Here is a 13,701-nt window from a genome sequence, read left to right as displayed (position 1 = left end):
AATAGTACTGACTTTTATGGAAAAAGCCTTCTGTAATGGCTCTGTTAGATTAGCGGTAGCCGTCATAGCAGAAAACCCTATTATGAGCATCAAGATAGAAAATATCATTTTTTGCATGGCATTCTCCATGAAATATGACGTTTTAAATGATATATTCATTAAATCATATATAAACTACCACTTTACTGCATAATTGTGTTAATCAGGTTTATTGAAAAAATAGTTTACACAGCACCATTATAAACCTTGATGAGTTATGGGTACTATTGGTGAGTACTGTTAATAAGTAAATGCGCCTTTAACGCCATATTTATTTTGGATTGACTTACATAAGCTATGATAAGGATATTGTTATGATGCCGTTATCTCGTTTTAATATTTCTCAGTCTTATCTTTATAAGCTATCAACTGCGGCGGGTTTTGCTTCGATATTGGCAATCACCGGGTGCCAATCCTCTGCTGAGTCCAGCGCGACCGTTCCTAATCAATCGACCGGTAACGCATCTGTACCTGTGGTCTCTGACATGAGTCAGCAAACTCTCAGACAGCAAGCAATGCGTATCCAGCGCGCCCTTGCTAATAATGACTTCTTTAGAATCACTAATGATATCCACCCAACGCGCGGCGTCCGTTTTTCGATGTATGCCTACGTGCGTCCTGAAGCGGATAAGGTCTTTAGCCGTGAACAATATGCTCAATATCTACAACAGTCGAAGATTCGTTTTACTTGGGGTGAAAAAGACGGTACTGGCGACCTGCTAGTAACTCCCTTGCCAGAATATCTAAATACTTGGGTTGCTGCTAAAAAATATAATAATAGCGCTATTAGCATCAATGAGTTCCATCAAACTGGTGGTATGATTAATAACTTAAGAGATATCTATCCGAACTCAGATGTTGTTGAATTTCATTATAAAGGGTCTGAGGAATATGATGGTATGGACTGGCGTATAATGCGCTTGGTATTTGATGACTATCAAGGTAAGCGCTATTTGGTGGCCATTATTAATGATAGATGGACAGTATAAATACATTGTAAGCATATGATTTATTAGGAATATTTTATATAAAAAGGGCAATGCATCGTATGTGATGCACTGCCCTTTTTGTTGATTCTCATTAACTACTTCACATCGGCGTCTGACGAAAAAATTTCACCATAATCTCATAAACATCAGGATAAGCATCTACCAATTTCTGCGGTGTCTCAAAGAATACTTCACTGAGCACAGCAAAGAACTCCGCTGAATTGGTCGCTCCATAACGATCGAGTCCTGACTTGCGATGGGTCTGAAAATCTTCAAAATCTCGGCTCATAATCTCAGTCCAACGAGCAGGATCTATATCAGGTTGCAGCGGCGGAAAACCATTGGCGCTGCCGTTTAGCATATCAATCTTATGGACAAACTCGTGAATGACCACATTATGCCCATCACGCTCGCCAGAATGCTTAGCGTCCTTCCATGACAATATGACAGGACCGCGCTGCCACGCTTCACCGCTACGATGTTGAGTGCCCTCATGGACGATGCCGAATTCATCTACGGTGGTGGTTTCGCTTTTGTATGAACCAGGATAAATGATCACCGATGACCAGCCAGCGTACCATTCAAGACTTAAGTTTAAGATAGGTAGACAGGCTTGTAAGGCAATAGACTGCCTAACTGTGTCTGTAATCTCAAAACCTTGAGCGCCGTTAATAGATTTGTCAGCCAAAAACAATGTCGCCAGCTCAAACAGGCGATTCATTTCGTCCTCATTTAGTCTATCTAGTATCACAATTCTCTATGCGGCTTGCACCCAGTCGCCATGGGTAAAATCGCTGTTATCCAATATACGCTGCTCACGCCAGTCTTTTATCATACTAAACATATTTGGTTTTCCTTAGTATTCGCATTTAACAGCACTTCTATATATATAAACAGTATATTAGCCATAATCAACACCACAGTTATTTCAAATCTTTAAGCTACGTCTATACGGCACCTTGACTCTGGTAAATTTAAAATATTAAACACTTATTGTGCATTCGCTTATAGACACGGTATAGTGAATATAAGACACAGGCTATATATTGGACGTATTGCCATACCAGACTGCCTATTATAGTCAGCTTACTTATCATAACAATAACTTTACCAAGGACGCGTGAGGTATTTATGAATAAAGAAACGACTCAGTCCCAAGCCCAGAATCAGACATCAACAGCTAGTAAACCTGCTACTAAGACCAGCTCCTCAAACACTACAAAAGTGGCGGCAAAATCTACAGAAAAGCCGCAATGCTTCGATGAATTAAAAATCAGTAAAGACCAGTATCGTCCAGTAGCACAGACAGTTGGCGACTGGCTAGATAATATCAATAGTGATGCTCTTAGCCATCTTAATGAGCAAGCAGAGAACATATTTTACCGAAAAGGCGTCACCTTTACCGTCTATAGTGATGCTGAAAACATCGAGCGTATGATACCGTTTGATATCATCCCGCGTATCATTGCGGCAAGTGAGTGGCAACAGATTGAGGCTGGTTGTAAGCAGCGTATCACCGCTTTAAATGCCTTTTTGCATGACATTTACCACGATCAAGCCATCATGAAGGCAGGTGTCGTTCCTGCCAGCTACGTCTATGCTAGCGGCTGTTATGAACCATGGATGATGGGTATTGAGCTTGACAAGCCTATCTACTCCCATATTAGTGGTATTGACCTTATTCGTGATGAAAGCGGTCGATTTTGTGTATTGGAAGATAATCTACGCACACCCTCTGGCGTCTCTTATATGCTCGAGAGTCGTAATATATCAGAGACGCTACTGTCTGACTTATTTGCTCACACCCCTATTTTAGATGTCAGTGACTATCCAAAGCGTCTCAAAGCCTGTCTTGCCAGCTCAACCAGCAAATATGACCCACAGATTGCCATCTTAACCCCAGGTCGCTTTAACAGTGCCTCTAATGAGCATGCTTTTCTAGCCCATGAGATGACTGTGCCCTTGGTGCATGGTTATGATTTGGTGGTTGAAGACAGTAAGGTCTATATGCAAGGTATTCGCGGCAAAGTACAAGTTGATATCATCTATCGCCGTATTGATGACCCATATATTGACCCGTTAGCTTTCCGCTCGGACTCTATCTTGGGCGTATCTGGACTTATGAGCGCTTACCGTGCAGGCAATGTGGTTATCGTCAATGCACCTGGTACTGGTGTTGCTGACGACAAGAGTCTATATCCATTTGTACCGGATATGATTGAATTTTATTTAGGTGAAAAGCCTATTTTGCCTAATATTCAAACCTATCAGTGCCGCAAGCCTGATGAGCTGCAGTATGTACTGGATAATCTAGATAAACTCGTGGTAAAAGAGACCCAAGGTTCTGGTGGCTACGGGATGCTCATTGGTCCGACCTCAACCAAGCAAGAGATTGAAGATTACCGCAAACGTTTGCTTGCAAACCCAATAGGCTTTATCGCCCAGCCGACGATCTCCCTGTCCACTAACCCTACTGCCGTCAATGATGGTATCGCGCCGCGTCATATTGACTTACGTCCCTTTATCTTAAGTCATGGTGATGGCACAGTAGATATCGTGCCTGGCGGCTTAACCCGCGTGGCGATGGTTGAAGGCTCCCTAGTCGTCAACTCATCACAAGGTGGTGGCATCAAAGACACTTGGGTGATTGATGACAGTAATTTAACAGCCTCGGACAATCAGCCTACTGACAAGTCTAACCGCTCATCACTAGACACTAATACTAACGGTCATGCCAACTATCATGATCGTGTACAGCCTCTAGAGGCCGGCTATGAAGATATAGATGATGCACCGATGATACTACTACTGTCCACAGCCAGCCATCTGATTTGGTTAGGTAGATACAGTGAGCGGCTCTATTATTATGACGATGTTATGAAGCAGCTGATCAAAGGCGACCTCAAAAAAACACAGATACAGCATTTAATTGGTCATCTAGGCTTTACTGCTGATGCCAACGAATCATTAAAGACGATGAAAGCGCAAATGATGACGGACTTGGCGCAAAACATCATTCCCAACGTGATTCAATCCATTGAGACCAATGTTCAAGAAGCGAAGGGTGTTATCGGTAAAGACACGGCTGAGCTGTATAATTTAATCAAACGACTCTCAAGCGCAGGCACTTATCGGGCAGCTACCTTACAGTTATATGCCTGCAATGCTGCCATGGCACAAGAGCATGCAACGGTCATTTGCTTTTGGCAATTGGGACGACACTTTGAGCGCTTAGAGCGCGCTGTGTTGTTAAATGAGGATTCAATGGCAGCAAGTCTTGAATTTAAGCACTGGATTAACAAGCTACCAGAGAACACGCGCTGGCGTGAGCTGATACGCTTAACCAATCAGATGATCAGATCAAAGCAATTTAGTGACTTTACGCTCATCAGCCAAGAGTTCAATATCATACTTAGGCAAGGCGTCTAGTGTAGCGCTAGATCATAAGCATATCGTTATGAATACAAAACATTAGACTAGATAATAGGATAATACTATGAAACTTCAGATCAGCCATCAAACTAACTATTACTATGACGAATTGGCGCAGCGCAGCGTACAGTATATTCGCATGACCCCAATGCAAATGCCGCACCAAATCATTCATAAATGGGATGTCATGCTCCCAAAAGTAGCGACTAATCAAAAGGATGGCTTTGGTAATGATTGGCTCACCCTAAGCCGTAACGAGGCACATAATAACTTACAAATGCAAGCGTCAGGTATCGTCGAGATCGATACAGAGACCAAACGCTTAGAGGATATGGATAATGTCCCCTACCTGCTATTTACAGTACAAACCCCATTGACCAAATGCTCACAAGAGATGCGCGAATTTGCAGCGCCTTATCTAAAAACCCCTACCCATGACAGCCTAAAGGCGATGGCCGCTGAGCTGTTAACCAAGATGCCTTTTATACCAGATATGACCCATGTTGGTACGACGGCAGCCGAAGCATTTGAGATTGGTGCTGGCGTATGCCAAGACCATACTCATGTGTTTTTAGGTTGTTGCCGAGATCAGCACATCCCAGCGCGTTATGTGTCCGGATATCTCTATGATGACACTGAGAATCATATGGCCAGTCATGCTTGGGCTGAGGTCTGGCTAGACGGCTACTGGTATACCTTTGATGTCTCAAATCAGTTATTTCAGCCAAGCTCTCATGTATATGTGGCGATTGGTCGCGATTATTTAGATGCGGCTCCTGTGCGCGGCGTACGTATGGGCGGCGGTTACGAAAATCTTTACAGTCAAGTGCTGGTCACAAAGTTATCATAGCGCCCGCTATTTTTTATTACGTTTATTCATCAAGGGTATTTTATGACTTATTGTGCTGCCATTCGTCTCAAAGAAGGGATGATTTTTGCCAGTGACACTCGTACCAATGCAGGTGTTGATCACATATCGACATTTAGAAAATTGTATGAATACGGTATTGAAGGCGAGCGCTTTATAGTGCTACAAACAGCCGGTAGCCTAGCGACTTCGCAAGCTGTCTTTAACAAGCTACAAAACGATATTGACCAGCACCTTGAAAGTAATCTCAATACGGTAGCGACGTTGTTTGATGCTGCGCAAATGGTTGGTGAATGTATGCGTGAAAAGATGAACCATGCAAAAGCGGTCGCTAATGCTGATGCCGATGGTTCGTTTACTAGCTCGTTCATGCTTGGCGGTCAAATCAAAGGTCAGCCACCTGAGCTATACATGATCTATCCTGAAGGCAATTGTATCAAAGCCACAGAAGACACCCCCTTCTTTCAATTGGGTGAGAGCAAATATGGCAAACCTATTTTGGATCGTTCTGTCAGCTATAACACTGATGTGAAACACGCGGCACGTGCGTTGATGCTGTCATTTGATTCCACGATTCACTCGAACCTATCAGTAGGCATGCCGATAGATTTTGTGCTTTATAAAAATGACAGTTTAACCCTGCCCAAAGGTCGCCGTATCGATGAGCATGATGAGTACTTTAATACTATTCGTCATCAATGGTCAGAGGCGTTACGTCGCACTTTAGTTGAATTACCTCAATGCCCTGATGATTATTGGGGATAGGCCTTTCCTCACTATCAAACCCAATTTGAAGACTTGTCATTACACCAATAAAAACGGTGCTGTACGACTGTCTTCTGATTGGGCGACGTCATCCGGAGTGCCTTGAGCCACAATCAACCCACCCTCCTCGCCAGCTCCTGGCCCGATATCAATAACCCAATCACTATTGCTAGCCACTTGCATATCATGCTCAACCATAATGACGGTGTTACCAGCATCGACGAGACCATTCAGCTGTGCCATTAGCATAGACACATCGGCAGGATGTAGGCCTGTGGTTGGTTCATCTAATATGTAAAGTGTGTCGCCTCGTTGTGTGCGTTGAAGTTCGGTTGCAAGTTTGATACGTTGTGCCTCGCCGCCCGATAGCTCGGTAGCTGGCTGACCCAGACGTAAGTAGCCAAGTCCAACTTGTAGCAATGCTTGTAATGCACGCAAAATAGGCGCTTCATCGACAAAAAACTCGTGAGCCGCTTCAACCGTTAAGCTCAGTACTTCAGCGATGTTTTTATCTCGATAAGTGATTGCCAACGTTTCATCATCATAGCGTTGGCCATGACAAACCTGACAGGGGGCATAGACGCTTGGCAGAAACAACAGCTCAACACTAACAAACCCCAAGCCTTCACAATTTGGGCAGCGTCCCTTGGTGGTATTAAATGAGAAGCGACCAGCATCATAGCCGCATGCTTTCGCTTGCTTGGTTGCCGCAAACAGCTTACGCACGTCATCAAACAATCCAGTATACGTTGCCAGATTCGAGCGCGGTGTACGTCCGATCGCTTTTTGATTGATATTAATAAGCCGGCGTATATGCTCCATACCAGCAACAATCTCACCGCCTGTTACCGCCTCAAGCTCTTGTTCAAGCAAATCTGCCTCACCTACGGGTGCGTCCGCGACCATTTTTTGCCCCAATGCCTCATTGATGAGCTCAACCAACGCTTGACTGACGAGACTTGACTTGCCCGAACCTGAGACGCCTGTGACACTCGTCATAACCCCAAGCGGAAACTCAACGTCTAGTCCTGTTATATTGTTTCGCTCAATGTTTGCAAGTTTGAGCCATGTTGTTGGCTGCCTTGTGCTAGGTTTTGACTGCGTATTAGATGTCGTGTTGGCAAAGAGATATTGACCAGTATGCGACTGCGCAACGTCACGCAGTCCATCTACAGGTCCGCTATAGACAATCTCACCACCATGCGTGCCAGCTTTTGGCCCGACATCGACCACCCAATCCGCATGCCTAATTACGCTAACGTCATGCTCAACGACAAACACGGAGTTACCAGACGCGATTAGCTCATCCAGCGCTCCTAATAGTGCTTGAGTATCGGCAGGGTGTAGGCCTGCCGATGGCTCATCAAGCACATAGACCACACCAAAAAGCTGCGAGCGAATCTGGGTTGCCAGTCGTAGTCGCTGTAGCTCACCAGGAGATAGTGTTGGTGTTGTACGCTCAAGCGATAGATAGCCCAAACCAAGTCTTGTCAGTGCTTCAACACGAGAGAGAATATCGCTGGCAATACGCTGGGCAACGATGGCTTTTTCGCGGTTTGGCGTTTCATCGGCTACCTTAGTACGAGCTGTTTTCTCTAGTTTTAGCGCCATTTCCGTTAATGTTAGCTGTGACAGCTCACCGATATCCAATCCTGCAAATTTGACTAACAGCGACTCTTTTTTTAGTTTTTTGCCGTGACACTCTGGACACTCAGATATCTGCATGAACTGCGAGACACGTTTTTTGGTACGCGGGCTTTGGGTGGTAGCAAAAGAGTGCAAAATGAAGTTTTTGGCACTGGTGAAAGTGCCCATGTAGTTTGGCTTCTCACCTTCCTCGATCGCCACGCGCGTTTGCTCAATATTGTATTCAGGATAGACAGGCACCGTTGGTGTGTCATCAGTAAACAAAATCCAGTCGCGTGTCTTTTTCGGTAGTGTGTGCCAAGGCTTGTCAATATCATAGCCCAGTGTGGTCAATATACGACTGAGGTTTTGACCTTGCCACGCTGGTGGCCATGCAACAATCGCACGCTCGCGTATGGTCTTAGTGTTATTTGGAACCAGTAATTCTTCGGTAACTTCAAACACGCGGCCAATACCTGAGCAAGTCGGACAAGCACCGTCTGGTGTATTGGGAGAAAACGCATCGGCATACAGCATTTCTTGATCTGCTGGATACTCTCCTGCTCGTGAGTACAGCATACGCAGACCATTAGATATCGTCGTCACACTGCCCACGGAAGATCGTACTGAAGGCGTGCCTCGTTGCTGCTGTAGGGCAACTGCTGGTGGTAACCCTTCTATAGTATCGACGTCCGGTTCATCGACCTGATCAATGAGTCGTCTAGCATAAGGCGATACCGAATCAAGATAGCGGCGTTGTGACTCGGCAAACAATGTACCAAATGCCAATGATGATTTTCCTGAACCGGATATGCCTGTAAAGACCACCAGCGCATTGCGAGGTAAATCAACATCGACGTTCTTTAAATTATGAACGCGCGCACCTCTGACCTGAATATTTTCTTGGTCAGGGTTATATAGAGCATTTTTCACTGTGTTAGTCTTCTTTACCGTTTCTTCTAATTTTTTTGGGTTCGCCATAACGCTACCGTTCCTATTGAGTCGTTGTTTATTCCTAACGTGTCTGTTTGTTTTTATACAATTGGCAGAAATGTTAACACGTACTCGTGAAAGGCCATGGCTAGGCTTACGTATCAATAGCATAGATAGACAAAAAGATAACTTAAGTCATCTGGTGCTTAATAATAAAAAACCCACATCGATGCGGGTTTTTTTATAGCAATAAATCAATCTTATGGTAGTAATAATTTAACTATTTATGACACCACCAACCGCATCAACTGCGTGCTGATATAACCGCCAAACGTACCAACGGCATAGCCCAAAATACCCAAAAACACGCAGACGGGTGCAAGCGATGGATGAAAGGCTGTCGCAACGATAGGTGCTGATGAAGCACCGCCCGTATTAGCATTCGAGCCGACCGCTAAAAAGAAAAATGGCGCACGAATGATTCTGGCAAAAATAAATATCAATACCACATGGATACTCATCCAGAGCAAACCAATCAGCAGTAATCGCCATTGTGAGACGATACCTGCTAGATTGATTTGCATGCCAATAGCAGCAATCAGTATAAAAATAAATACCGTACCGATTTTGGACGCACCAACATGGTCGAGTCTGCGAATATTAGTGAAAGAAAATATGACACCTATGATAGTAATAATCACTACCATCCAAAAGAACGCGCTGGCAAAGCTATACTGTACCGCCCAGCTATAAGGCGCAAAAAAACCTGCAATCTGCCCACCAATAAAATGAGCCACTCCGACCATAGCAAAGCACAAACCAAACATCACCATCAAATCATTAAGCGTGGCTGGACGGGCATTATCACGCTCATAGCTTTCAACGGCTTTGATGACCTTATCAATACTACTGCTATCTGCTCGTAAAAACTTATCAATCTTAGCACTGTGTTTGGCCATGATTAAGATGGCCAGTAGCCATAATGAGGCATTGGTAGTATCGACCAAAATCATCATGCCAAACAAGTCATCACTGACGCCAAACAGCTCTTTCATTGCTGCTTGGTTGGCAGCACCACCGATCCAACTACCCGCCACCGCTGAAAAGCCGCGCCATAGCGTGTCATCAGTAAACATCTCAGGCGACACCCATTTAGCGATGCCCAAGCTGATAGGACCACTAATAACAATAGCCACACTAGCCGCAAAAAACATAGCAATCGCTTTCCAGCCTAAACCTAATATTTTTGGTACATCCATTGACAGGGTCATCAATAATAAACTTGCTGGTAACAGATAAGTCGCGGTAAAACCATAAATCTGCGAACCAATACCATCAGCAAAGACGCCTAAACTGTTTAGCGTCGCAGGTATAAAGCAGCACAGCACGATACCCGGCAATACCGCATAAAAGCGTTGCCAAAATTTACCAGGCAATGCTTGAGTATAAAACACCAAACCGATGATCGCCATAATGATGCCAAACGCTAATGGCAAGCTTTCAATAGCTAAATGAGAAATATCAGGCATCAAACGGCTCCGAAGGACTCGATAAGTAAAAGTTTGTCAGTATAGACAAGGCTAAAAAGACGTGCAAGCAACTATCGAGTACAAAGCTTAATTTTAAACTGTTTGGATAAGTTGGATTTTATTAAATACCTGCATATACTTGGGTAATATCTCTACGTGACAGTAAATATCAAACCATCAAACACAAAAAAGCCAGATAACAAGTATCTGGCTTTTTCTGCAATATCTTTAGACGATTAAGGCATGATTATCAAAAATCATTCATCGTTTAAAATAAGACTATTACGAGTTGTTACCACGGTTGCCGCCAGTTGGACGACCTTGACCACGGCTGTCTGAACGACCTGCTGGGCGACCTTGGCTGCCACTTGGACGACCACGACCCGTTGCAGCACGCTCACCACGTGGAACACCAGTGCTATCGCCGCGACTAGGAGCACCAGTACGCTTACCTTGGTAAGGCTTGCCACCTGAACGCTCATTTGGCTTGCCTGACGCGTCACGTGGCTTACCTTGATAACCGCTGTCATTGCTTGCGCGTTGACCAGTAGCGTTGCTGCTATCACCTGATGGACGACCACGGCCTTGACCACTAGGTTTACCAGCACCAGAACCAGCATAACCACCCGCTGAACGACCACGACCTTGACCATTACCGCCGCCGTTTGAACGACCACGGCCACGACCGCGACCATTACCTTTGTTTTCGCTAGGTACGTACGTTTTCTTAGGCTCCATGCCTTCGATAACAGATACTTCCATTTTACGATCTAAATAACGATTGATAGCGTTAAGCTGTGGACGATCATCCATGCTACATAAGCTGATAGCAACACCAGTACGACCGGCACGGCCACAACGACCGATACGATGGACGTAATCTTCCGTTTGACGCGGTAAGTCATAGTTAATAACGTGCGATAGTGCTGGAACGTCTAGACCACGAGCAGCAACGTCAGTGGCAACTAGAATTTTGCATTTACCATTACGCAAGTCTTGAACAATGCGGTTACGCTTGCTTTGTGGCAAATCGCCATGTAGGAAGCTTGCTTTATGACCTTGTTCTTGTAGCTGTTTGGCTAATTTTTCAGTGCTACGTTTGGTAGCAGCAAAGATAATGATTTGCTCCATATCTTTGTGACAAACGATTTTGTCAAGCAAACGGTTTTTGTGTTCAAAATCATCACAGTAATACACTTTTTCTTCGATGTGTGCTGATTCAACTTTGATTGATACACGCTCAGGGTTTTTGGTGAAGCTTGCCGCGATTTTGCCGACAGGACCGTCCCAAGTTGCTGAACACATAATCGTTTGACGATCAATTGGTGCTGCACGTAGGATGTCGCTGATATCGTCAGCAAAACCCATGTCTAGCATACGGTCAGCTTCATCAAGTACCAAGATTTCAAGGCTTGATAAGTCGACGCGGCCCGCATTGATATGGTCAAGTAAACGACCAGGAGTTGCAACAATTACTTGTACGCCTTTTTTCAAAGCAGTAATCTGACCGTTGTATGGTGCGCCGCCCACTAAAGGCACGCAGAATAGACCGCGCATATCTTTAGAATAGGTACGCACACTTTCATGTACTTGCTGAGCAAGCTCACGCGTTGGCGTTAGGATAAGTGCTTTGGTTAATTTGTCGAAGCTAGTAGCACGGCTTAAGCGATCAAGTACTGGGATTACGAATGCAGCTGTTTTACCACTACCTGTTTGCGCAGACAATAAAAGGTCACGACCTTGTAGAGCAAAAGGAATCGCTTCTGCTTGAATAGGTGTTGGATGGGTGTAACCACTACGCTCAAGCGCAGTAAGAATCGGCTTAGCAATACCAAGATCGGTAAAGGTGACTTTATTTTCGTCAGTAGTAGCCGCTTCATTATTAGTATCGGTATTTGCAGCAGTATTTGGAGTGTCAGTGCTTTCGATAATGCCGTTTTCAGCAGCGATTGCAGATAAGATGTCAGTCATGAGTATCCTTGGTAAGTATAAGCTGCTGTAAATTCAGCAAGCTTGATGCATACCACTGATAACCGTTCACCACGCTACCCATATAATCTGATTATCAAAATAATGATAATTACATGCCAAACCCAGAAGGCTTGTCAAAATTATATAAAGGCGTTCGTGCTGTCTGACGTATTTTGGTGGTAGTGCCGAGTGTCTCATCCTTGTCTGTTAAAAACTCAATATCAATGCTTTGTCCAAAGCAGATAAAGGTAAGTAACAACCAATCTAGCCCCTACAAGGGTCAGTAGATAAGATATGAGTCAAAAATAATAAAATTATTTAAGTACACAAAATCATCGGCAACAATTACTTTCGGTCATCCTAGACCCAAAATCGCAGGCGATGTTATCAATCTCATAATTCACATTAGACTATGCTAACGTGGGGACGCAGTATAGCACAACAAAATTAAAAACAGTAGCTATTTTCATAGAAATTATAAGGAATTTATAAAAATCATATTATCAACTGTTATTAAGGGCTATATGGCGAATATTATCAGCGCTTTTCTATTAAGGGAAAAGTGCGCGAATGTTTTAATATTAACGTGAGATTTTGACGTCAGTGACATAGGTTGGCATTTGCCATGCGCCGCCCATTTCAATCATACGGCACAGACCTGTCGTGCTCTCGTGACTTTTCTCAAAATCTTTACCGGTCCATAGCCATTCAGTTTTGGAGAGACAGTCACCAATACCACGACCCTTTTGGATAGAAGTTATTTGACCTTTATCATAGTCCGTCGCATTAGTCGTGACCAGCTTTGGGTCATAAGGTTTGGTGTCATTGATCACCCAGGCGCCAGTGCCCGCATTGTAAGCAGCTGCCCAACAATTATGCTGTACCAACAGCTGTTTGCTATTTAAGCGACTGATACGCCATGGCGATTTATCAGACAAGCTTGGACAGTCACTGCTGACATCTTTTACCGTGCCTTTCATCAACTCTGATAATTGCGAGGTGCGCATGACGAATTTCTTATTACTAGATGCAGCCTTAGGGTTTGGCAGGACCATCCGTATCGATGGTATCGACTTAGGTGATAACACACTGCTACTCGGTTTGGTGACGCCATCTGTATGAATAAAAGCGCTTTCCGTACCCACTCGACCTTGTGCTTCATCTGCTTTTAGCATGACGGCACTTGCTCCTTTATCAGACAAACGCCAGCGTGTATTGCGGATAACCAGCTCTATTTTACTAGATTTGGTGAGTGCCTCTAACAGCGCTGTTACCTGCGCTGAGGTAAGCTCAGCATAGCCTGCAGTACTTGAGAAAGGTCTGGTTTCCCCATAGTCTTTATCATTGATAAACAAAGATAGCCGGTGACGATTGCCAAGTTGCATCAAGGCTTTATTAGAGTTCTCTCTAGCACCACCAAGTTTTACTCGACCATCAACTGTCGCATTGGCACCTGCACGGCGTATCAGCAATACAGACACAGGCAACTCGCTGTTGTTATCTGCTTGATAACCTGCAAGTCTGCAAGTAAGTGTGTTATCACAGACCG

General features: G+C 44.4%; 9 protein-coding genes. 4 read left to right on the top strand and 5 right to left on the bottom strand.

What is annotated here, in order from left to right; genetic code table 11:
* The first annotated feature begins 353 nt into the window (after window positions 1-353).
* Complete coding sequence (locus VLN09_RS04035; protein ID WP_325243918.1) at window positions 354-1,028, top strand: hypothetical protein; 675 nt, start codon at window positions 354-356, stop codon at window positions 1,026-1,028.
* A gap of 100 nt (window positions 1,029-1,128) precedes the next feature.
* Here VLN09_RS04035 and VLN09_RS04030 read toward each other — a convergent pair whose 3' ends face one another.
* A complete protein-coding gene (locus VLN09_RS04030) occupies window positions 1,129-1,779 on the bottom strand; it encodes a M90 family metallopeptidase (RefSeq protein ID WP_325243916.1) in 651 nt (216 codons plus the stop codon).
* 380 nt (window positions 1,780-2,159) lie between these two features.
* Here VLN09_RS04030 and VLN09_RS04025 point away from each other — a divergent pair, with 380 nt between their 5' ends.
* The 3 genes from VLN09_RS04025 to VLN09_RS04015 all read left to right on the top strand — a co-directional run bounded on the left by VLN09_RS04025 (window position 2,160) and on the right by VLN09_RS04015 (window position 6,093).
* Window positions 2,160-4,457 carry a circularly permuted type 2 ATP-grasp protein gene (locus VLN09_RS04025; protein WP_325243914.1) on the top strand — a complete coding sequence of 766 codons (2,298 nt, stop codon included), beginning with the start codon at window positions 2,160-2,162 and terminating at the stop codon, window positions 4,455-4,457.
* Window positions 4,458-4,524: 67 nt separating this feature from the next.
* Window positions 4,525-5,310 (top strand): transglutaminase family protein, encoded by a 786-nt coding sequence (locus VLN09_RS04020; protein WP_325243912.1) that lies wholly within the window; start codon window positions 4,525-4,527, stop codon window positions 5,308-5,310.
* A 42-nt stretch (window positions 5,311-5,352) separates the two neighbouring features.
* The gene (locus VLN09_RS04015) at window positions 5,353-6,093 is read left to right on the top strand and encodes a peptidase (protein ID WP_325243910.1); all 741 of its coding nucleotides are present in this window, start codon (window positions 5,353-5,355) and stop codon (window positions 6,091-6,093) included.
* 39 nt (window positions 6,094-6,132) lie between these two features.
* Here the strand turns inward: VLN09_RS04015 and uvrA are convergent, their stop codons facing one another.
* The 4 genes from uvrA to VLN09_RS03995 all read right to left on the bottom strand — a co-directional run.
* Entirely contained in the window at window positions 6,133-8,700 is a 2,568-nt protein-coding gene (gene uvrA, locus VLN09_RS04010) for an excinuclease ABC subunit UvrA (protein WP_325243908.1), read from the bottom strand.
* A 236-nt stretch (window positions 8,701-8,936) separates the two neighbouring features.
* Complete coding sequence (locus tag VLN09_RS04005) at window positions 8,937-10,181, bottom strand: DUF819 domain-containing protein (RefSeq protein WP_325243906.1); 1,245 nt, start codon at window positions 10,179-10,181, stop codon at window positions 8,937-8,939.
* A gap of 282 nt (window positions 10,182-10,463) precedes the next feature.
* Window positions 10,464-12,152 carry a DEAD/DEAH box helicase gene (locus tag VLN09_RS04000; protein WP_325243904.1) on the bottom strand — a complete coding sequence of 563 codons (1,689 nt, stop codon included), beginning with the start codon at window positions 12,150-12,152 and terminating at the stop codon, window positions 10,464-10,466.
* A gap of 581 nt (window positions 12,153-12,733) precedes the next feature.
* Window positions 12,734-13,701 (bottom strand): DUF1176 domain-containing protein (locus VLN09_RS03995; RefSeq protein ID WP_325243902.1); only part of this gene is annotated, 968 nt, incomplete at its 5' end.

Source organism: Psychrobacter sp. (assembly GCF_035469765.1).
In the GTDB taxonomy this organism is placed as follows: Bacteria; Pseudomonadota; Gammaproteobacteria; order Pseudomonadales; family Moraxellaceae; genus Psychrobacter.
This window is presented reverse-complemented; position numbering and strand designations above follow the sequence as displayed.